This is a genomic window from Pseudomonas sp. MWU347 (genome assembly GCF_017947305.1).
Taxonomy (GTDB): domain Bacteria; phylum Pseudomonadota; class Gammaproteobacteria; order Pseudomonadales; family Pseudomonadaceae; genus Aquipseudomonas; species Aquipseudomonas putida_A.
The window spans coordinates 31,532-51,951 of the sequence record NZ_JAFGZB010000002.1 but is presented as its reverse complement, the minus strand read 5'-3'; the positions used below and the strand labels follow the sequence as shown (position 1 = coordinate 51,951).

General features: G+C 61.5%; 18 protein-coding genes. 12 read left to right on the top strand and 6 right to left on the bottom strand.

Annotated features, from left to right (window positions below; genetic code table 11):
• Positions 1–6: 6 nt before the first annotated feature.
• Positions 7–477: a prepilin peptidase gene (locus KCG87_RS03910; protein ID WP_210556626.1), complete on the top strand. Its 471-nt coding sequence runs from the start codon at positions 7–9 to the stop codon at positions 475–477.
• Positions 478–603: 126 nt separating this feature from the next.
• Complete coding sequence (locus tag KCG87_RS03905) at positions 604–1,380, top strand: response regulator transcription factor (RefSeq protein ID WP_139053451.1); 777 nt, start codon at positions 604–606, stop codon at positions 1,378–1,380.
• Positions 1,381–1,424: 44 nt separating this feature from the next.
• On the opposite strand, the gene KCG87_RS03900 is transcribed toward KCG87_RS03905, so the two are convergent.
• Positions 1,425–1,832: a response regulator gene (locus tag KCG87_RS03900; RefSeq protein ID WP_027613610.1), complete on the bottom strand. Its 408-nt coding sequence runs from the start codon at positions 1,830–1,832 to the stop codon at positions 1,425–1,427.
• A gap of 59 nt (positions 1,833–1,891) precedes the next feature.
• Positions 1,892–2,095, bottom strand: coding sequence for a Flp family type IVb pilin (locus tag KCG87_RS03895; protein WP_027613611.1), 204 nt, complete (start codon positions 2,093–2,095; stop codon positions 1,892–1,894).
• A 336-nt stretch (positions 2,096–2,431) separates the two neighbouring features.
• Between KCG87_RS03895 and cpaB the strand changes: the two genes are divergently transcribed.
• The 9 genes from cpaB (at position 2,432) to KCG87_RS03850 (ending at position 12,565) form a co-directional block, all read left to right on the top strand.
• Positions 2,432–3,382: a Flp pilus assembly protein CpaB gene (gene cpaB, locus KCG87_RS03890; RefSeq protein WP_027613612.1), complete on the top strand. Its 951-nt coding sequence runs from the start codon at positions 2,432–2,434 to the stop codon at positions 3,380–3,382.
• Between the two features lie 21 nt (positions 3,383–3,403).
• The gene (locus KCG87_RS03885; protein WP_027613613.1) at positions 3,404–4,675 is read left to right on the top strand and encodes a type II and III secretion system protein family protein; all 1,272 of its coding nucleotides are present in this window, start codon (positions 3,404–3,406) and stop codon (positions 4,673–4,675) included.
• On the top strand, positions 4,672–5,862 hold the full coding sequence (locus KCG87_RS03880) for a pilus assembly protein (RefSeq protein WP_139053449.1): 1,191 nt from the start codon (positions 4,672–4,674) through the stop codon (positions 5,860–5,862). The genes KCG87_RS03885 and KCG87_RS03880 overlap by 4 nt, the downstream gene beginning before the upstream one ends.
• The gene (locus KCG87_RS03875) at positions 5,859–7,130 is read left to right on the top strand and encodes a CpaF family protein (RefSeq protein ID WP_027613615.1); all 1,272 of its coding nucleotides are present in this window, start codon (positions 5,859–5,861) and stop codon (positions 7,128–7,130) included. The genes KCG87_RS03880 and KCG87_RS03875 overlap by 4 nt, the downstream gene beginning before the upstream one ends.
• A 10-nt stretch (positions 7,131–7,140) precedes the next feature.
• Positions 7,141–8,025, top strand: coding sequence for a type II secretion system F family protein (locus KCG87_RS03870; protein WP_150369565.1), 885 nt, complete (start codon positions 7,141–7,143; stop codon positions 8,023–8,025).
• On the top strand, positions 8,022–8,912 hold the full coding sequence (locus KCG87_RS03865) for a type II secretion system F family protein (protein ID WP_139053447.1): 891 nt from the start codon (positions 8,022–8,024) through the stop codon (positions 8,910–8,912). Before KCG87_RS03870 ends, KCG87_RS03865 begins: the two co-directional genes overlap by 4 nt.
• A gap of 10 nt (positions 8,913–8,922) precedes the next feature.
• Positions 8,923–9,618: a tetratricopeptide repeat protein gene (locus KCG87_RS03860; protein ID WP_139053446.1), complete on the top strand. Its 696-nt coding sequence runs from the start codon at positions 8,923–8,925 to the stop codon at positions 9,616–9,618.
• 11 nt (positions 9,619–9,629) lie between these two features.
• Positions 9,630–9,911, top strand: coding sequence for a DUF3613 domain-containing protein (locus tag KCG87_RS03855; protein WP_103368080.1), 282 nt, complete (start codon positions 9,630–9,632; stop codon positions 9,909–9,911).
• Positions 9,912–10,165: 254 nt separating this feature from the next.
• Complete coding sequence (locus KCG87_RS03850) at positions 10,166–12,565, top strand: autotransporter outer membrane beta-barrel domain-containing protein (RefSeq protein WP_210556624.1); 2,400 nt, start codon at positions 10,166–10,168, stop codon at positions 12,563–12,565.
• A 223-nt stretch (positions 12,566–12,788) separates the two neighbouring features.
• Here the strand turns inward: KCG87_RS03850 and KCG87_RS03845 are convergent, their stop codons facing one another.
• From KCG87_RS03845 to KCG87_RS03830, 4 genes are all read right to left on the bottom strand, one after another.
• On the bottom strand, positions 12,789–14,459 hold the full coding sequence (locus KCG87_RS03845; RefSeq protein WP_139053444.1) for a POTRA domain-containing protein: 1,671 nt from the start codon (positions 14,457–14,459) through the stop codon (positions 12,789–12,791).
• Between the two features lie 134 nt (positions 14,460–14,593).
• A complete protein-coding gene (locus KCG87_RS03840) occupies positions 14,594–16,183 on the bottom strand; it encodes a collagen-like triple helix repeat-containing protein (RefSeq protein ID WP_210556621.1) in 1,590 nt (529 codons plus the stop codon).
• Between the two features lie 302 nt (positions 16,184–16,485).
• The gene (locus tag KCG87_RS03835; protein ID WP_210556619.1) at positions 16,486–17,340 is read right to left on the bottom strand and encodes a MaoC/PaaZ C-terminal domain-containing protein; all 855 of its coding nucleotides are present in this window, start codon (positions 17,338–17,340) and stop codon (positions 16,486–16,488) included.
• A 2-nt stretch (positions 17,341–17,342) separates the two neighbouring features.
• Positions 17,343–18,695, bottom strand: coding sequence for a 3-oxoacyl-ACP reductase (locus KCG87_RS03830; RefSeq protein WP_027613624.1), 1,353 nt, complete (start codon positions 18,693–18,695; stop codon positions 17,343–17,345).
• Positions 18,696–19,024: 329 nt separating this feature from the next.
• Here KCG87_RS03830 and KCG87_RS03825 point away from each other — a divergent pair, with 329 nt between their 5' ends.
• Positions 19,025–20,302 (top strand): acetyl-CoA C-acetyltransferase, encoded by a 1,278-nt coding sequence (locus KCG87_RS03825; protein ID WP_210556617.1) that lies wholly within the window; start codon positions 19,025–19,027, stop codon positions 20,300–20,302.
• Positions 20,303–20,420 lie beyond the last annotated feature (118 nt).

Below are 20,420 nucleotides of genomic sequence, written 5' to 3'. Positions count from 1 at the left end.
TAGCGCATGCACAGCATTGTCCTACTGATCTGGCTGACGCTTTGCGCGGCGCAGGATGCCCGACAGCGGCATATCTCCAATGTGCTCACGCTGGGGGGCGGCGCCTTGGCAATGGTCTATCTGTTGGGCACCGGCAACACCTGGCTTGGAGCTGAAGCGGTTCAGGGCGGTTGGGCCGCATTACTCGCTCTGGTGCTGACATTGCCCGGTTATCGATGGCGCCGATTGGGCGCCGGCGATGTGAAACTAATGACAGCCTTTGGTCTTGCGACGGACGGTCAGCTGTTGCTTTACACGTTTATCGGCGCCGCACTCGCCAGTTTGATGTGGTTATTGCTTGCGCCAAAACTCTGGCTGCATATGAGTCAAGGGGTTAGGCAACGTCTACGATATCTGGAGCCATCAAAGTCAAAAAAGCTGCCATTTGCACCGTTCGTGTTGAGTGGAGCGCTACTGGCTTTGCTTTGGATCCATTAGTCGCCAGCTGCCACTACTGCTATGTACATAGTAGGAAAGTGGGTCTACTTTCAAATCAGCGGTTATACAGCCACCTGCGCTGAGTACAGGAACGGTCAGCCTTTTGGCCTGAGCATGGAGTTGCAAGTGAACAAGCTTACGTCCGTTGTGAAGGTTCTCGTGGTCGACGATCAGCCACTGATTGTCGAGGAACTGTGCGAATTTCTCGAAAGCAGCGGCTACCGTTGCGTGCCTTGCGAATCCAGCAAGCAGGCCATCGAGCAATTTGTCGAAAACCCCGCCATCGGCCTGGTGCTGTGCGATCTGCACATGCCGGACATGGACGGTATCCAGTTGGTGCAGGAACTGCAGCGTCTTTCGGGCAAGCACCGGGTGTTCGAGGCCATCATGCTCACCGGTCGCGCCGACAAGCAGGATGTGATCAAGGCATTGCGTGCCGGAATCGCCGATTACTACCAGAAGCCGATCAACATGGACGAGCTGCTGGAGGGTTTGCAACGTCAGGAAGCTGCCTTGCAGGAACGGCAGAAAACCCTGCAACTGGGACACTTGAACGAGAAGCTCCAGTATCTCTCCGAGTCGATCGACGACCTGTACCAAGACCTCGACAAGGTGCGGCGCGCGCCGGCACCGAGAAGCGATGAGCTATCGGCTGAAGGCGACGGGCTGGAAATCCCGGCGATCTTCAATCAGCTGTCACCGCGTCAGCTCGATGTCGCGCGGCTGGTCGGCAAAGGCCAGACCAACTACCAGATCGCCTGTGAACTGGGAATCACCGAGAACACGGTCAAGCTGTATGTCTCGCAGGTGTTGCGTTTGACACACATGCATAACCGCACTCAGTTGGCCCTCGCATTGTCACCAGGCACTTCAGGATTACGCCAGCGAGTGACCGCGCACTGACCTCTGTTTGTCCCGGACATCCGCCCGGGTCAAACCTTTCGATTTCAACCGATATTGGTCTTGGCCTTGGGAAACAGGTTGTCCAGGGTTTCCAGCAGGCGCACGTGATAGATCGGCTTGCGAAACAGATCGAGAACCTGCAGGCGCAGCATATCGCTGACGTCCTCCATGTCCGCATGCCCGGAGGTGACGATCACCGGCAGATGCTGGCGCGAAGTGTGTTCACGCAGGCGCTTGATCAGCGACATGCCGCTTTCTTCCGGCATGCGCAGATCGGTGATCACCAGGGCGATATCGGGATGGCGGGTCAGATGGTGCAGCGCAAGCTTTACCGATGTCGCGGTGTGGCAAGTGAAGCCCTCGCCTTCCAGCAACTCCGCCAACTCCAGCAGTGCATCCTCTTCATCGTCGACGAGAAGCAACTGCTGGCGAGGAGGTACGGAAGAGTTCATGGGCAACACCTGCAATGGACTGAGTTCTGACGGTAGAACCCAATGGGCGCATTGACAAGTTATCCGCCCAACGCAGTCTGGATCGACGTCAGGATTGCGGTAACCCGAGTACCAATGCCGTTACCGAAGGCGGCTATCACCAGCGCCACCAGACCCACGACCAGCGCGTATTCGATGGCTGAGGCTCCTTCGGTGTCTTTGGCCAGGCCTTTGACGAACGCAACTTGAGCTTTGATTTTGCGGGCTACCCGGGAATACGACATGAGAGTTCTCCTTGAGCACACCAGGTGTTGCGCGTTCGCAACATGATTTCCCTGTGCCAGCATCAGCATTGTCGGCATTTTCAGGACCAACAACTGTAAGAACGAATTAATACCAAAGTAGTGAGGCACTGTTTCGCGATTCAAAACCGCTTTTGGCGCATCAGCCCTCTACTTTCGCTGGATATTTCAACCTTCGTAATGGCGTTTTGTTCTTCCTGCGCTACCGTCAAATAGCGAAATAGTTACTTGTTCATAGCTGCCTGATTGCGAAGTTATCTCGTTGGAAGTACGGGTCATTGCATAAGAAGAGCACGCAGCGGGAAAGGGAGAGCCGTCATGAACAGTCGCGTCACTTTGGGCCTGGCCGGATTGTTTCTGGTGGGGGCCATCATCGCCGGGTATTGGGGACTCACTTTGGGTCGGCAACCTGTCGCCGCTGAACCGGTCGCGACCCCCGTAGCCGTTCCTGTGGAACCAGCGCCAGCCGCTCCCGCCGCGGTGGAGGATCCGAGCCGTCAGCCAGTCGTCGTGCTGCTACGCGATATCGCCCCTTTCGTGAAAATCACCGCCGCCGATGTCGCCGTGGAGAAAGTACGAACAGCACCGGCCGGTAGCCTCGGCAATGTCGATCAGGTCATCGGACGCACGCCGTGGCGGCCGTTGAGTGCCGGCACCTGGCTCAGTGACGAGAGCTTCGAACCTGGCAGTCAACTGTCGAGGATGATTCGTCCCGGCGAGCGTGCACTGGCTGTGGCCGTTGATGAAGTGATCAATGTCGGCGGGCAACTGGCGCCGGGCGATTACGTCGACGTGCTGCTGTTTCTGCGCAAGGACGAAGTGAATCCACAACCTTCTGCGCAACTGGTAATCCCGGCGGTCCGGGTGCTGGTGGTCGGCAGCCAGACAGGACTGACCAACGACGGCCAGCCAACCGGCGCGGCCCGCAGCGACGACGAACGCCTCAAGCAGGAACAGCAACGCATGGCCGCACGCAGTGTGGTGCTGGCGGTGCCGGAGCCAATGCTCAGCCGCTTGATGCTGGCGTCCGGTGCTGGTGTGTTGCGCCTGGCCGTGCGCAGTGCCGATGAGCAGCAATTGGCGAAGTATTGGGCAGGCCAAAACGATGTTGCGACGCGCCTTGATACACCGCGTCGGGAACTTCTGGAGTTCAGTCAGCTGTCACTGGCGACGCCACCCAGACCCATGGCCGTAGCCGGTGCACCGGCCCCGCGCAAAGCGACCGTCGAAGTGATCCGCGGCGCCGAAACCACCCCACCCACTCCCTGAATCGAGCAAGGACGCCTTTACATGCGCAGACGCTTTACGCCCCTGTTCAACGGCTTGCTTCTGGCCCCGCTGCTGGGTATTGCCGCCAGCGGCAGTGCCGTCGCCGCGACTGGCAATTGCGCAGCACTCGGCCAGTTGCCGGCCACGCTGGAAGTCGGCGAGGGCTTGCAGCAGGCGCTGCAATCGCCGGTGGCGATCACCCGAGTCGCGGTGGGCGACCCGAAAATCGCCGACGTGCGCGTGACCGGCGATCAAGGGGTGTTGGTGACCGGTGTCGCTCCCGGCGCAACCACCCTGATGATCTGGAGTGCCTGCGCCAGTGCACCGCGTCAAAGCATGGTGTTCGTCCAGGGCAAGGCCAGTGCGGCGATGACAGCCGTGGCATTGCCGGCCAGCGAAGATCCGACACTGCCGTCGCAAGTGCAGACCGACATCCGCTTCGTCGAGGTCAGCCGTACCAAATTGAAAGAGGCCGGTACGCAGATTTTCGGTAAGGGCTCGAACAATTTCCTGTTCGGCGCACCGGGCACGGTGCCCAACACCGGCGTCACGCCAGGCGTGGTGCCGTTGCGTAATCTAGACCCGCGCATCGCGGTGCCGAGCATCCCGCTGGCCAACGACATGTTCAACATTGTCTGGGGCGGCGGCAGCAGTAAATTCCTCGGCATCGTCAATGCGCTTGAGGGCAGCGGTTTTGCCTACACTCTGGCCCGCCCGAGCCTGGTGGCGCTGAGCGGACAGAGCGCCAGCTTTCTGGCCGGCGGTGAAATCCCGATCCCGGTCCCCAGCGCCAACAGCAACAGCTATTCCATCGAATACAAGGAATTCGGCATTCGCCTGACACTGACCCCGACCGTCGTCGGCCGCGATCGCATAGCCCTCAAGGTCGCACCGGAGGTCAGTGAGCTGGACTACAACAACGGCGTTACCATCGGTGGCACCAGGGTGCCGGCGTTCACCATTCGCCGCACCGATACCAGCATTTCACTGGCCGATGGCGAGAGTTTTGTCATCAGCGGCCTGATCAGCACCAACAACGCCTCCGAAGTGAACAAGTTTCCCGGGTTGGGCGATATCCCGGTGCTCGGTGCGTTTTTCCGCAACTCCTCGGTCAACCGCCAGGAGCGCGAGCTGCTGATGATCGTCACCCCGCACCTGGTACAGCCGCTGGCCGCGAATGCACCGTTGCCGTCGCTGCCGGGGGAAAAACTGCGTAATTACGACCCGAACTGGTACCGCCTGTACTTCCTGGAAAATGGCAACTTCGATAAACGCAGTGGGCTATCGCAATGAGTCAGAGCCTCAGCCAGACCTTCCTGGCCATCACCCGCAACGACACCGATCTTGAATGGTTGCAGGGCGCACTGGCGCCGCTGGGCCAAGTGGTCAGCGCCGGCGGCGGCAGTCTTGACGAATTGCTCGCGTTGGTCGATGTGACCTTCGCCAGCCTGGTGTTCGTCGGTCTCGATCGCGACCATCTGGTGGCGCAAAGTGCCTTGATCGAAGGCGTACTGGAAGCCAAGCCGATGCTCGCCATCGTGGCCCTGGGCGATGGCATGGATAATCAACTGGTGCTCAATGCGATGCGCGCCGGTGCGCGGGATTTCGTTGCCTATGGTTCACGTTCCAGCGAGGTTGCCGGGCTGGTTCGACGCCTGAGCAAACGCCTGCCGGCGGTGACGCCGAATGCCCAGCTTGGTGGCCTGACCGTGCTTTACGGCGTGCAAAGCAACGCCGACGGTGCGTTGCTCGCCAACCACATGGCGCTGGTCGTGCAGAAGAGCGGTCAGCAAACCCTGTTGCTCGATCTTGGCTTGCCGCGCGGTGATAGTCTGGCGTTGCTGGGGCTGGAGAGTTCGTTCCATTTCGGCGATGCCTTGCGTCACTTGCGGCGCCTTGACGCGACCCTGATCGACAGCGCATTCACCAGCGCCGAGGCGGGCCTGCGCATTCTGGCGTATGCCAGTGGCGACGAGCCGCTCGAGCGCACCAGTGCCGCTGAGTTGTACATGCTGCTCAGCGCGTTGCGTCAACACTTCCAGCACATTGTGGTCAACCTCACCGGTCAGCCGGACAGCGAAGCCTTGCGCACCTTCGTCAGCCATTGCGACAAGCTGTTGTGGTACACCGACCAGAACGTCCTCGATTGCCGGCGCAACCTGACGGTGCTCAATCTGTGGCGGGAAAAAGGCATGAAACTCGACCACGGGCGCTTGTTGGTCGACCGTTATCTGCGCAACGTCGCGCCAGACTCCGACACGCTCGGCAAGACGTTTGGCCTGGAGGTGATCGCTGTGCTGGCGTGTAGTCCGGAGCTGCGCCTGAACGCGAAAAACCAGGGCGTCACGCTGTTTGAACTCGCCCCGCGCGAAGCCCTCAGTCAAAGCCTGCGCACTCTCGGCGAGCGTCTGGCCAAACGCTCCGAAGGCTTGGCGAAACCCAAAATCAACTGGTTCAACCGCCTGCGGGGCACCTCATGAACGGGGAGCAACTGTTTGGCGGGCAGCAACGCCACTCAACCGGTAATACCGATCACGACGGTCTCAAACTGGTGCTGCACCGCTACATCATCGACGCCATCGAGGAGTCCGGGAAAAACCTGCTGGAAGGTTCGCGGCAGGTGCTTTCGCAGTTTGTCATCGACAAGGTGGCCGAATACATCGCACGCCTGCACCTGGCGATTTCGCGATATGAAATGGAGCGGCTGGCTGAAGAAATCGTCGACGAGCTGACCGGTTTCGGCCCACTCGAAGTACTGCTGCGCGACAGTGCGGTGACCGAAATTCTGGTCAACGGCCCGTACCGGGTGTTCATCGAGCGCGACGGTGTGTTGCACATGAGTGATCTGCGTTTTATCGATGCACATCACGTCGAGCGCGTCATGCAACGCATCCTCGCCCCGCTCGGGCGACGTCTCGACGAGTCCTCGCCGATGGTCGATGCGCGGCTGCCCGATGGCAGCCGCGTCAACGCGATCATTCCACCGATTGCCCTCGACGGCCCGTGCCTGTCGATTCGAAAGTTTCGCAAGGACATGCTCAAGAGCAGCGACCTGATGGCGATGCAAACCATCGACCAGGCGATTTTCGACTTTATCGAAGAGGCGGTAGGCAAGCGCTGCAACATCCTCATCAGCGGCGGTACCGGCACCGGTAAAACCACCTTGCTGAACATTCTCAGTCAGTTGATCAATCCCCACGAACGTCTGGTGACCATCGAGGATGTCGCTGAGTTGCAACTTGGCCACCCGCATGTCGTACGGCTGGAAACCCGCCCGCCGAATGCCGAGGGCCACGGCGAAGTCAAGGCCAGCGACCTGATCCGCAACGCCCTGCGGATGCGTCCCGACCGGATCATCCTTGGCGAGATTCGTGGGGTGGAAGTGGTCGATGTGCTAACCGCGATGAACACCGGTCACGACGGCTCGATGAGCACCGTGCACGCCAACAATGCGCAGGATGCGCTGCTGCGCCTGGAGACACTGGTGGGCCTTACCGGCCGCACGATCGCCGAGCGTACCCTGCGCCAGATGATCTGCGCCGCCCTCGACGTGATTATTCAGCTGACTCGCATGCCCGACGGCCGCCGCTGCGTCAGCGAAGTAGTGGAAGTGGTCGGTGTGCGCGACGACGTCTATGTCACCAACACGCTGTTTCGCCTCGACCGTCGCACCGGCTTCGGTTTTCTGCGTGAAGCGGTGAACCCGGCCGGTGACAAATTGCGCCGCGACCCGGCGCATCCGCATTGAGGGGCACGGCATGCTCAAGCCGCTATTGCTGATCGTGATTTGCCTGGCTTTGCTCGGGCTGTCGTTGCGCCTGTTTTACAACGGCTGGCGGCAGAGTGGCTCGGAGCGCGTGCTCGAGCGGCTGAGTCAGGGGCAGCCGCAACTGGCAGGCGAAGAACCGCGTTGGGCGGGCCTGGAGCGTGCGTTCTTGCGCGCCGGTCTGGGGCGCCCGACTGATCGACTCGGCGTGTGGCTGCTGTTGTGGGCGTTTGCAACATTGATCGGCTTCGCCGTCGCCGGGTGGGTGGGTTTGCTGGTACTGATGGCGTTGCCGCCGGTAGTCATGCGGCTGTATGTCAGTTGGCGTTACCAACGGCGATTGCGGCGCATGATCGAACAATTGCCGCAACTGCTCGACCACACGGTGCGCAGCCTCAAGTCTGGACGCACCCTGGCAGATGCCGTACTCGGTGGCATCGAGGCCAGTGAAGCGCCTCTGAAAGACGCCATGGGTCGGGTGCAGCGCAACGTGCAGTTGGGGGTCAGTTTGCCTGACGCGGTGGCGGATCTGGCCGAGCTTTACGAGCGGGACGAGTTTCGCCTGTTCGCCCTTGGCCTAAAGGTTAATCATCGCTACGGCGGCAACGCCAGCGAGCTGCTGGAAAACCTGATCAAGATGATCCGCGAACGTGACCAGGCCTCACGCCAGTTGCGTGCCATGACCGGCGAAACCCGGCTCACCGCGTGGGTACTGGGACTGTTGCCGATCACCATGGCGGGTTATTTCCTGCTGTCCAATCCAGTGTATCTGGTCGCCATGTGGCACGACCCGTCCGGGCAGCGCATGCTCGCTGCGGCGTTCGGCATGCAGGTGATCGGCAGCCTGTTGCTTTGGCGGATGTTGCGCAGCCTATGACCACGCCTCTGATAATCAGCGCTTTATTCTTGCTCGGTGCCGCGGTGCTGTTGATCGCCAATCTGTTGGAGCAGCGTCGGCGCAGCCGGCAGATCAGTCGTCGGCTCGATGGCGAGATGATTCGCGAGAATCGTTTTGGCAACCTCCTGCAAGTGCTCGGCGAAAGCAAGGTCGGCCAGCACAGCGTAAAGATTGACAATGAAACCCAGACGCTGCTCAACCGCCTCGGCTGGCGCAGTGCGCGGCAACGTTCGCTGTTCGCCGCCTGCCAGATCGGCTCTCCGCTGTTAATGCTCGCCTTGGTGCTGTTGCTGCAAGGGGTGTTCTTCCCCCACGTGGAAAAACAGTGGATTGCGCCATTGTTTGCCCTCGGCGTCGGCTACCTGCTGCCCAAACGCCTGCTGGTAATGGCGGTGGCACGTCGGCAGAAACGACTGGCGAGCGAGATCATCACGTTCCTGCCGCTGCTGCGCATTCTCTTTGAGTCGGGCATGGCGGTGGAGCAGGCGTTACGGGTGTTGAGCCACGAGGCCCAGGCGCTGTTGCCTGTGTTGACGCAAGAGTTGCGTCTGGTGCTGGCGCGGGTCGACTCGGGTCTCGAACTGGGTGAAGAACTGAACAAGGCCACGCAACTGCTGGCGGTGGACGAGTTCACCGACACCTGCGTGATCCTTCAGCAATTGCTCTATCAGGGCGGCGGCGCGATGAAATCGTTGCTGTCGCTCAAGCAATTGCTTGACGACCGGCGCCTCACCCGGCTGCAGGAATACATATCGAAAATGTCCGCCAAAATGTCCGTCGTGATGATGCTGTTTCTCTTCCCGGCGTTGTTGATTGTCCTGGCTGGCCCGGGCTTCACCGCCCTGGCCAAGGCCTTGGGTGCTTAGAGGGATCGTGATGAAAGCAATGATTGCAGGTGCATGCCTTGTGTTACTCGGTGGCTGTGCCAATACCGGACAGACCCCTTGGGAGGCGCTGAGCAGCAACGCCAGTTGCGGCAAATTGAATTCGGAGCAGCAATTGTCCCTGAACCTCGCCGACGACATGGCCAATGACGGCAAGCTGCACGCCAGCCTTGCCAACCTGCAGAGCCTGCCGGACAACCTCGCCGATGTGCGCTTGCGCAAAGCCCGGGTTTACCGTTTGCTTGGGCGCAGCGAGGCAGAGCCGCTTTATCGTGGTTTGCTCGGCACCTGTCTGGCGGCCGAGGCCGAGCACGGTCTGGGGCAACTGGCCGCGGCCAAGGCCGATTACGGCCAGGCCCAGGCTCATCTGCAACGTGCCGCACGGTTGGCGCCAACCGACGAAAAAATCCGCAATGACCTGGGCGTGGTCTACCTCAATCAACTACGTATCGAAGACGCGCGCTTCGAATTCCTGACGGCTATGGAACTCAAGCAAAGCGATCAACTGGCCGCGCTGAATCTGGTGACGCTGTTGCTGTACCAGGATGACTGGACCCGTGCCGGTGAACTGGTCAGTCGTCTGGGCCTCAGTCCTGCGCAATTCAGCGAAGCCCAGAGCCGCGCGGAAAAACTCAAGGTGCCGGCGAAGGCCCCGGCTTCGGCCGCCGTCACGGCCATGCTCAAGTAAGGAGAGCTGCGATGAAAGCCGCGATTGTCTGCTTCAGCCTGTTGGCCTTGCCACTGGCCAGTCACGCCATCGACGCGGGGCCTGCCTCGGCCCAGCAACAGGAAACCGAAGGCTGGTTGCAGTTGCAGGCCCGGAACAAGGTGCCCTCGCCGACACTGCAAACCGTCACCCCAGCCGAGCGTGAGCTTGCCATGCAACGCTGGTTGAAAAGTTACCAGCACGATATTCCAGTGTTTTTCGACCAGGACCAGGGCGGCAAGGTCGACAGTGGATCGGGGGGGGGAACGCCTTAAGATCAACCTGCATCGTCGTTTATCGTCGGCCACGCGGAATCTGCAACGTCGATTCCGGCCGGCAGAGTCTCGATCGTGACGCGATCAACAGAAAAATTGACGCCATCATTTTGACTTTTATGTGGTATCAAAATGATGGCTCGTGTACATTCCCCGCGCCCGAACCAGGACGACTTGGTGGGACGGTAGGGATGCCTGAATCATGTAACGAACCCTGCTGAAACTGTTTCTCATGTTTTGGAAGGGAATCTCGCGTGACTATCGTATGCCTGCGCCGCTCTGTCCTGGCGCTCTCCATCTCCGCCGCCGCTTTGCACACCACTATGGCTATCGCCGCCGGCGCGAGCCTGAACCACGACCTGAGTGGCGGCCCGCTGACCAGTAATCTGCAGAACTGGGGGCTGATCACTCTGAGCGGTAACGGCAATATCGCTCCTGTTTCCCAGGTGAGTACGACCTACGGCGCACAGCTCTCGGGGGTGACGGCGGATCAACTGCGCAACACCGGCAATATCCGGGTTGACGGCGCCAGGTTCGGCACCGGGATCAGTCTGGGGACCGCTGGAGTGGTGCCGACCAAAATCGCCGGCGCGCTGCTCAACGAAGGCTCTATTTCAGTTCACGGTCTGGCCGACGCTGGCACCTCCAGCGGTATTTCCGATCTCGGCAGCACGCTGGGCGATTCGTTGGTCAACAGTGGCAGCATCGACGTCAGCGGCCAGACCGCCAGTGGCCTGCTGCTGGTGCACACCAGCATGACCGGGCTCAGCAACCGAGGCACCATCAACGCAAGCGGTACCGATGCATTGGGCGTATTGCTCGATGGTGCGACGCTGAGCCAGTCGGTCAACAACACCGGGACTATCCGTGCGACCGGTGCCAATGCCCAGGCATTGGTGTTCGAGGGGGTCAAGTTCAGCGCTCCGGCGAGCGCCAATTCCACCGCGCTGTGGAACGGCGGAACCATTTCCGGCGAGGACATCGGTGTGCATGTCAGTGGCCAGGCCAGTGGCGCCCGGCCTTTCGGCATCTATCAAATGAACGGGTTGATCGAGGGTGGCAAGGCGGCGATCCAGGTCGATGACGGCGCGAGCTACTTTTATTTCTATGGCGGCGCGGTGAAGGGTGACCTGCTCGGCCTGTCTGGAGTACTGGTCGACGGTGATGCGACTTTCGACGGTTCGACCATCCGCTCCGGCTACGTCACTATCGAAGAGGGCACGCTGACCCTGATGAAGCCGCACACCACCTTCATCGGCGACTTCGATATGGAAGAGTCGAACTCGGTGCTGGAGATGTACCTGGGCAATGACACCAACCCGGCGCTGCCTGTGCTGAAGGTCACCGGCACCACCGATATCGCCCCGGGCGCGCAACTGCGTCTGCTGGCGCGCTCCAGTGATTTTCGCGTGAGCCCCGGTGGAACGCGTTACACCCTGATCAGCTCGGGGAATCTGGTCGGTGGCAACAACCTGACCGTGACCTCGACCTCCGCGCTGCTGGATGTGAAGAGTTTCGGTGTGGTCGGCAATGACATCACCAGTGTGGTGACGACCAAGTCAAGCGAGGTGCTGGCCGAGAACACCCTGGCAGTCGGCGGCAGTGATAACGCGGCGACGGCGGTCGGGCATGTGCCAGGACTGCTGGCACGCCTCGATGAACAGGATCCGGTGTTCCAGGCATTCGCCAACGCTGGCACCGATGCCGAACTGGCGCGCCTGAGTGAAAGCCTCAGCCCGGATGTCAGCCGTGGTGTACTGCACGCGGCGACCAACAGTCAGACGCTGGTCTCGGGCGTGATCAATGATCGCTCCAGTCGCGCACGCTCAGCCACCGGCGCCCCGGAAAAAGGCGTATGGCTGCAAGCCTTGAGCAGCGATGCCAATCAGGACGAGCGTCGCGGTGTCGCCGGTTATGACGCCGACAGCCACGGGATCGCGGTCGGTGCCGATGGTCAGTTGTATGCCGATACCACACTGGGTCTGGCTTACAGCTACCTCGATACCGATGTGAAATCCGATCTCGGCAACAAGACCAAAGTCACTGGGCATGCGCTGACGCTGTACAGCAACTGGGTACATGACAACTGGTTCGTCGACTCGTCGCTGATGTACGGCTGGAACGATAACGAATCCAAACGTTATATCGCTGGCACTCAGGCCAAGGCTGATTACGACAGTGATGTATTCGGTGTGAGCGCACTGGCCGGGTACAGCCTGCGGCTGATGCCTGATGTGGTGCTGGAGCCTCAGGTCGGCGCGCGCTATGCCAATGTCGGCATGGATGCGTATCGCGAGAAGGGCAGCTCGGCGTCGCTGAATGTCGGCAGTCAGCGTTATGAAGTCGGTGAGATGGGCGTCGGTGCACGTCTGGCGGCGGCATTCGATGTCGGCAGCGGCAGCCTGGAACCGGAAGCGAAGCTGATGGCCTGGCATGACTTCATCGGTGACAAGGTCAGCACCACATCGGCCTTCGTGCTGGGGGGCGAGTCGTCCGTCAGCCGCGGTACAACTCCGGTGCGTGACAGCTATGAACTGGGCCTGGGCGCCAACTACCGGATGGACGCGTGGAGCGTCGGCGGCTCTTACAACTATCTGACCTCCAGCGGTTTCGACTCCGACAGCTTTACTGCGAAGGTGCGTTACGCGTTCTGATCCACATCGGGTAAAACCTGTGGGAGCGAGCCTGCTCGCGAAGGCGTAGTGTCAGTCGGCAAAAATGCTGACTGATCCACCGCTTTCGCGAGCAAGCCCGCTCCCACAGGGATGTGCGCTGCAATGTGAGAGCAAGCCCGCTCCCACAGGGATGTGCATTCCAATGTGGGAGCGGGCTTGCTCGCGAAAGCGGTCTGCCTGCTCAGTTGATTGATCTGACACCCTACAGTTGATAGCTGAAACTGATGCTGTAACGCGCCCGACGATTGAACGTATCCAGCGCTTCATCGGACATCGGTTTGGCGGCCTCCAACGCAATGTTGTAGTACTTGGCATCGCCGAAACGCAGGCCTACTGCTGCCGATGACAGGTCATTGCTCTGCACCGCCAGCTTGTTGAACCAGGTTTTCGAACGGTCCAGCACCACGTACGGCTGCAGGATGCGCACCCAGTTGCCGTCGCGATTGAAACTGTAGTTGACCTCGTAAGCCGCACCCCAGCCCTTGTCGCCCGACGCCTGATCGTCCGGGTAGCCACGGCCGAAATTCTGCCCGCCGAACACCGCGCGTTCGCTGTCAGGCAGGGTGTCATCACTCCAGTACAGCGCGGCCGACAGCACGCCTTGCCAATTGTCGAAGAACTTGTCGCTTTGCACCCCGGAGAGGCGCAGGCGCAGGAAGTTCAGGTCCAGCGCCGGGTTGTTGGAATGCGCGCCCATGCTGTCCAGACCCTGATACACGCCACCACTGAGAATCCGCAGTTGCCGGGCATCGCTCTTGCGCCAGTCGCCTTCGAATGCGAGGGCACGCACGTTGGTGCGCTCTTCGATGCTGAGCGGATAGCCGACCACGTCGTAGCGGTTTTTGTCATCCACTGCATAGAGCCGCGCTCCCGCGTTAAGCAGCTCGTTGGAGGCGGCAATGAACGGGTGGCTGACACCGATGGAGTAGCGGTCATCTTCCTTGTGCGGTTTGAGTTCGAAGCCATCGCTGGTGAGCACATTGGTGCCCGGATCGGCCCGGTAGCGCGAGGCAAACAGGCTCAGTTGCGTACCTTCGCTATTGAGGAACTGGTTGTAGTCCAGACGGTAGTAATGTTCGTGATCGTCGCCCGGCGGAAACAGCCCGCTCAGGGTCAGCTGCTCGCCCATGGCGGTCTGCGAGTTACTGCTGACCCCCAGCAATGCCTGCGTGCCGTTGCGGTTGTCTTCGGTGGTGCTCATGGTGCTGGTGAACGCTTTGCGGCTGGCCTGGGCCACCAGCGTCGTTGCGCCGTCGGTGGTGCCGGGCGGCGGTACTTGCGCCTGGATGGTCACGCCGGGGATGCGGGTCATCAGGGTGGTGTAGCGTTCGAAGGTCTTGCGGGTCAGCGGGCGTTCGGCCTGGATTTTGGCTGCCAGTTCGTCGAGCAGGCCTTTGACCCGGCCGACATCGCCCTGCACCTGCACATCGCGCACATAACCTTCGACCAGCACCACTCGGGCTACGCCGTCGTCGAAACGCTGTTGCGGCAGGAAGGCATAGGACAGCAGATAGCCGTCCTTCTGGTAGCGCCGCGTGATGTCGCGTGTGGCTTCGATCAGGTCGGCGAGGCTGGTCTGATGGCCGATCAGGGGTTTGTAGACTTCGGCCAGTTCGTTGAGAGGGTAGATCGTGCCGCCTTCGATCTGCACGGTTTTCAGGTTGATTTTGGTCTCCATCAACAGCGGCTGCGCCGTGGCCGCGCCGGGGTCGGGTACTTGCAGGGGCGTGGCGGCGGGGCGATAAGCATCTGCCGGCAGGTTCGGCACGGGCAGGTTACGCGTGGTTTCGTTGCTGTTGAGAAAGCTGGGCAGGGTGTCGGCGAGGGCGGCGGAACTGAGACTGAGGAACAGCAGGGATGCCATTACGCGCATAGGACACTCCATGGTCAGATCACAGCGCTGGGCTGAGTTTTTCCTAAGAAAAAAGCGGAAGACTCGTGGGAATCTTCCGCCCTCAACCAAGCGTAGGCGCTGTAGGTGCGGCCGTCGAATCGGCCAGGTGCAATTTAGCGTTTGTTGCCTCCAAGAGCGCCGGTCAGACCACCGAGTACACCGCCCAGGCCTCCGGTTGCGGTGCCTCCAGTGGCGGTGCCGCCGCTGACCAGTCCGCCGACCGCACCGACGGTAGCGCCGACGTTGCTGACCACTCCACCCACGGCGGTGGTGACCGGGTTGTTGGTGGCGGCGATGGTGTTGCCGATCGTGCTGACCGCTCCGCCGACCTGGCCGGTGAGACCGGCGACCGGTGCACCGAGACCTGTAGTGGCACCGACCTGTTGAGTGAGACCGGTGACGGCGCTGGTGACTGGGTTCAGCCCTGCGCCGACGGTAGCGCCGACGGTGGCCAGTGGCGAGGTGGTGGCGGTGATCGGCGTGCCCGAGCCGCCGAGTACGGTGTTGAGCGAAGCGATGGTGTTGCCCAGTCCGCCAGCCGTGACGCCGCCGGCGCTGACCACGCCGTTGGTGCTGCCGGCGTTCAGCCCGGAGCCGACGTTGACCACGGCGCCGCCAACCGTTTGCAGCAAGCCGGTACCGCCAAGGCCGCCACCCAGACCCCCGCCCAAACCACCACCGCTGCTGGTGCCGTTGTCCACCAGCCCGCCGGCTTTGCCAACCGCGGTGCCGACGTTGGTCAATGCGCCGCCAACGGTGTTGGTCAAGGCGTTGCCGCCGCCAGCACCGGTTACCTGACCGCCCACGCCTTTGACGGCGCCACCGACCTGGCCGAGGACACCATTGAGCGGAGCGCCGAGGCCGGTTGCATCGCCGACTTTGTCGGTGGTGCTTTCAACCATGGCAATCACTGGCACCAGACCGTTGCCGACACTTTTAGTCACCGAGCCCAGTGGGCCAGTGGTAGTGGCCAGGCTCAGGGTGTCGCCGAGCATGGTGACTTTTTCGCCGACGCCGTCGAGCACCGGAGCGACTTTGGTGACCACGCCGCCGACAACCGGGACGCTGCCGGTGGCGTTCGCCAGTTTGCCGCTCAGGTCCGAGACGCCGGTACCGACATCTGAAACCACGCCGCCGACCGAGGACGCCGTGACGCCCAGGCCATTGTCGACCGTGCCCAGTTTGCCGATGCCGTTGGCCACGCCATCACCCAGGGTAGTGACCACATTGCCTGTGGTTTTTACTGCGCTTTGCACCACGCCGCCCACTACTGGAACGGTGCTCAAGGAGTCGCCGACCTGACCGACACCACTGCCGACGCCCGCGACGGTATTGCCGACATCCTGCACCAGGGTGGTGGTCACTAGCGGGGTGGTAGTCGGGTTGGTCGGGTTGGTTGGATCCGTAGGGTCTGTCGGATTGGTAGGATTGGTCGGGTTCGTCGGATTGGTCGGGTTGGTCGTGCCGGTACCGCCAGTGCCACCGGTACCACCTGTGCCAGCGGTATCGGTGCCGCCAGTACCGCCAGTGCCACTGCTACCGCCTGTGCCACCAGTGCCGCCAGTGCCCGACGTCGCGCTGTCTGGCGAAGAGCTGCCGGAGCTGCTGTGATGGCCGCCACCGCCGCTGCTGCAGCCAGCGAGGCCAAGGGAGAGGATCAATGCCAGAGCTGTTGCCGATTTGCACCACACTTGAGTTTTCATGATTGAGATTCCTTGCACCTGTAACAACATTCGTCGTTTTCGATGGCTCACCGATCTGTCGCCGGTGATGCCTCGTCCGTGGTGCCAATCTCGATCGCGCGGTGCTTTTCCACCATTCTCAAGTTGGTATTAACGCCTTTATATATAAGGCGCCGCGCCGTGCCTAAGGACTAATACCCAAGATATAGACGCATAAAAAAAGGCCTTGAAAATCAAGGCCTGGAGTTTTTCAGAGTGCGGCGCCAAACGCGGAAAAACTTAAGTGATATATACACAATTTACAGGCTTGCCCGGGCGGATACTCAGGCAACCGGTTGCCACTGACCGACCATATGTTCCAGATCGCCGTTGCCGATCAGGCGCAACTCGCCGCTGGATCCCGGCGCACTCGCCAGCAATGAGACCTCGCTGGGCAAGCGCACCGGTTTGCGAAAGTGCACGGCGATTTCAAGGTTGGCCTTGGGTAGATGATCAGCCAGTGCGGCGAGGGTTCGTGCCTTGTTCCACAGACCGTGAGCAATCGCCGTGGGAAAACCGAACAGTTTGGCGCTGGCCGCGCTCAAGTGAATCGGGTTGTAGTCGCCCGAGACTTTGGCGTATTGCCGACCGATGTCGGCCGGGGCTTTCCATTGCGCGACTTGCGTCAACACCTGGGACGGTTCCCAGTGTTGCTCGACGGGTTCGCCGTCGAGTTTCACTCCGCGACAGAGCATCTGGCTTTCGGCTTCCCACAGCGGCCCGAGTTGATCATCGAGGGTGGTCAACACATCGAAGGTCGCGCCTTTGGGATGCGGCTGCAGGTTATGCACGCGGACGCTGACTTGCGCGCGACTGATCCCGCCCATCGGCCGCAACACGCGAATGCGGTTGCTCAGGTGAATCAGCCCCAGCAACGGGAACGGAAACTCCTTCGCCGTGAGCAATTGCATCTGCAGGGCGAACGCGAGGATGTGTGGATAAGTCGGCGGCAGCAGGCCGTCATCGGTAAAGCCGCAGACCTTGCGATAGGCCGCCAGTTTTTGCGGGTCGACATCGACCCAGCAGCGCAAGCCGCTTTCTGGCAGTCGGGTGCCGGTGATCTTGCGCCGTGTCGCGGCCCGCGCGTACAGGCCGGGCAGGCTCGGTTCACGGTCGAGGGTTTGCCATTCAATGCTCATGCCTATGCCCCCAGAACACTTTGTCCACAGACCCGCAGCGCCTGGCCGGTAAATGCGCCGGTGCCCGGTTGCGCCAGCCACGCGACGGCTTCGGCGACGTCTTGCGGCAAGCCGCCCTGGCCCAGCGAACTCATGCGCCGTCCGGCCTCACGCAGGCCGAACGGGATGTGCGCGGTCATCTGGGTTTCGATGAAGCCCGGGGCCACGGCGTTGATGCTGATGCCGCGTTCGTGCAGCGTTGGCGCCCAGGCCTGAGCCAGGCCGATCAGGCCGGCCTTGCTCGCGGCGTAGTTGGTCTGCCCGCGATTGCCGGCGATGCCGCTGATCGAGGCCAGCAGAATCACCCGCGCATTGTCGTGCAGGGTGCCGCTGTCGAGCAGCGCCTTGGTCAGCACTTGCGGGGCATTGAGGTTGACCGCCAGCACCGCGTCCCAGAATTCCGGGGTCATGTTGGCCAGGGTCTTGTCGCGGGTGATCCCGGCGTTGTGCACCAGAATGTCGAGGCCGTCCGGCAGTTGTTCGATCAGGTGCGCGGCGGCATCTTCGGCGCAGATATCAAGGGTGATCGCCCGGCCGCCAAGACGTGCGGCGAGGGCTTCCAGATCAGTCTTGGCCGGGGGGACGTCGAGCAGAATCACCTCGGCGCCATCGCGGGCGAGGGTCTCGGCAATCGAGGCGCCGATCCCGCGTGCCGCGCCGGTGACCAGCGCCTTGCGTCCGGCCAATGGCCGGGTCCAATCGGTGACCGGCGTGGCGCACGGGCTCAGGCGAATCACCTGCCCGGAAACAAAGGCACTTTTCGGTGAGAGGAAAAACCGCAGCGGCCCCTCAAGCTGATCTTCAGCGCCGTCACCGACATAGATCAGTTGCAGCGTGCCGCCGCTGCGCAGCTCCTTGGCCAGCGAACGCGAAAAGCCTTCGAGCGCTCGCTGTGCACTGGACGCAAACGGATCGCGCAGGGTTTCCGGGGCGCGGCCCAGGATCACCAGGTGCGCGCTGCTGTCGAGGTTTTTCATCAACGGCTGGAAGAACTCGCGCAGCTGTTTGAGCTGGTCGGTGTGCTGCAGGTCGCTGGCGTCGAACACCACGGCCTTGAGTTTCGGCCCGTGCCCGGGAATCCACGCGGTGGCCAGCGACGGTTCAGTGCCGTAGCTGTAGATCGCATCGGTCAGGCGGTTGGCGAACGCATTGACCCGCTCGGCCAGCGGCCCGCCGCCGATCAGCAGCGCACCGTCCACCGGCCGCAGGCGTCCGGCCTGCCAGCGTTCCAGCCGCACCGGCGACGGCAGGCCCAAAGCCCCGACCAGACGGTGGCCGATGGATGAGTTGGCGAAGTCGATATAGCGGTCAGACATGGAACGCTCTCCAAAAGTTGGGGTTCAAAGTGTGGACTACCAACGGCAATCAATCGTTCGATCCACGCAATAAGGCCTACGCTAGAACAGCAGAGTAGTTGGCCGCCGATGGTTGTGTGGCCAAACACAAATTCAGAAACAACGTTGAACCTTGTAGGAGTGACCTGTGGCGAGGGGATTCATCCCCGATCGGCTGCGAAGCAGTCGCAATGTATAGCGATTGCAATGAGGGGGCCGCTGCGCGACCCATCGGGGATGAATCCCCTCACCACAAGCTCACTCCTACAAAGGATTCAGGTGAATTCGATCATTTGGAAAAGGAGCTTTTCATGAGTCAGCTGCGCCGCGTCGCCATCATCGGTGGTAACCGTATTCCTTTCGCCCGCTCCAACGGGCCGTACGCCACTGCCAGCAATCAGGTGATGCTCACTGCTGCCCTGGAAGGCCTGATCGAACGCTACAACCTGCACGGCCAGCGCATCGGCGAAGTGGTGGCCGGTGCGGTGCTTAAATTGTCACGGGATATGAATTTGACCCGCGAGTGCGTTCTCAGCTCGCGGCTGTCGCCGGCCACCCCGGCCTATGACATCCAGCAAGCCTGCGGCACCGGGCTGGAGGCAGCGCTGCTGGTGGCCAACAAAATCGCCCTCGGCCAGATCGATTGCGGCATTGCCGGTGGCGTCGACACCACCTCGGACGCGCCGATCAGCGTCAGCGAAGGCTTGCGCAAAATCCTTCTGCAGGCCAACCGCGCCAAGACCACCGGCGACAAGCTGAAAACCTTTCTGCAACTGCGTCCGCGGCACCTGATCCCGGAGTTTCCGCGTAACGGCGAACCGCGCACCGGCCTGTCGATGGGCCAGCACTGCGAACTGATGGCGCAGACCTGGAATATTCCGCGTGAAGAGCAGGATCAACTGGCCCTCGAAAGCCATCACAAACTCGCCGCGTCCTACAGTGAAGGCTGGCACAACGATCTGATGACGCCTTTCCTCGGCCTGACCCGCGACAACAACCTGCGTCCGGACCTGACCCTGGAAAAACTCGCCACGCTCAAACCCGCTTTCGAAAAAAGCGCGAAGGGCACGCTGACGGCAGGCAACTCCACGCCACTCACCGACGGCGCCTCAGTGGTGCTGCTGGGCAGCGAGGAATGGGCAAAAGAACGTGGTCTGCCGATCCTCGCCTACCTGCGCGATGGCGAAGCGGCGGCGGTGGATTTCGTCAACGGCGCCGAAGGCCTGTTGATGGCGCCGGTATATGCAGTGCCGCGCCTGCTGGCGCGTAATGGGTTGACCCTGCAAGACTTCGATTACTACGAAATTCACGAAGCGTTCGCCGCGCAGGTGCTGTGCACGCTCAAGGCCTGGGAAGACCCCGAATACTGCAAGACGCGTTTGGGGCTGGAGGCACCGCTGGGTTCGATCGACCGCAGCCGGCTGAATGTGAAAGGCAGCTCGCTGGCGGCGGGGCATCCGTTTGCCGCGACCGGCGGGCGGATTGTCGCCAACCTGGCAAAACTGCTGGATGCGGCGGGCAAGGGTAGGGGGCTGATTTCGATCTGCGCCGCTGGCGGCCAGGGTGTCACCGCGATCATCGAACGTTGAGCACAATCCCCTGTGGGAGCGGGCTTGCTCGCGAAGGGGCCGTGTCAGGCGCCGTCATTGTGTCTGACAGACCGCTTTCGCGAGCAAGCCCGCTCCCACAGGGGAAATGAATGCCAAT

Bases quoted from the DNA above. Each gene is read 5' to 3' on its own strand.
- KCG87_RS03910 (WP_210556626.1), top strand. From the start codon at position 7: ATGCACAGCATTGTCCTACTGATCTGGCTGACGCTTTGCGCGGCGCAG.
- KCG87_RS03900 (WP_027613610.1), bottom strand. From the start codon at position 1,832: ATGAACTCTTCCGTACCTCCTCGCCAGCAGTTGCTTCTCGTCGACGAT.
- KCG87_RS03895 (WP_027613611.1), bottom strand. From the start codon at position 2,095: ATGTCGTATTCCCGGGTAGCCCGCAAAATCAAAGCTCAAGTTGCGTTC.
- cpaB (WP_027613612.1), top strand. From the start codon at position 2,432: ATGAACAGTCGCGTCACTTTGGGCCTGGCCGGATTGTTTCTGGTGGGG.
- KCG87_RS03885 (WP_027613613.1), top strand. From the start codon at position 3,404: ATGCGCAGACGCTTTACGCCCCTGTTCAACGGCTTGCTTCTGGCCCCG.
- KCG87_RS03880 (WP_139053449.1), top strand. From the start codon at position 4,672: ATGAGTCAGAGCCTCAGCCAGACCTTCCTGGCCATCACCCGCAACGAC.
- KCG87_RS03875 (WP_027613615.1), top strand. From the start codon at position 5,859: ATGAACGGGGAGCAACTGTTTGGCGGGCAGCAACGCCACTCAACCGGT.
- KCG87_RS03870 (WP_150369565.1), top strand. From the start codon at position 7,141: ATGCTCAAGCCGCTATTGCTGATCGTGATTTGCCTGGCTTTGCTCGGG.
- KCG87_RS03865 (WP_139053447.1), top strand. From the start codon at position 8,022: ATGACCACGCCTCTGATAATCAGCGCTTTATTCTTGCTCGGTGCCGCG.
- KCG87_RS03860 (WP_139053446.1), top strand. From the start codon at position 8,923: ATGAAAGCAATGATTGCAGGTGCATGCCTTGTGTTACTCGGTGGCTGT.
- KCG87_RS03855 (WP_103368080.1), top strand. From the start codon at position 9,630: ATGAAAGCCGCGATTGTCTGCTTCAGCCTGTTGGCCTTGCCACTGGCC.
- KCG87_RS03845 (WP_139053444.1), bottom strand. From the start codon at position 14,459: ATGCGCGTAATGGCATCCCTGCTGTTCCTCAGTCTCAGTTCCGCCGCC.
- KCG87_RS03840 (WP_210556621.1), bottom strand. From the start codon at position 16,183: ATGAAAACTCAAGTGTGGTGCAAATCGGCAACAGCTCTGGCATTGATC.
- KCG87_RS03835 (WP_210556619.1), bottom strand. From the start codon at position 17,340: ATGAGCATTGAATGGCAAACCCTCGACCGTGAACCGAGCCTGCCCGGC.
- KCG87_RS03830 (WP_027613624.1), bottom strand. From the start codon at position 18,695: ATGTCTGACCGCTATATCGACTTCGCCAACTCATCCATCGGCCACCGT.
- KCG87_RS03825 (WP_210556617.1), top strand. From the start codon at position 19,025: ATGAGTCAGCTGCGCCGCGTCGCCATCATCGGTGGTAACCGTATTCCT.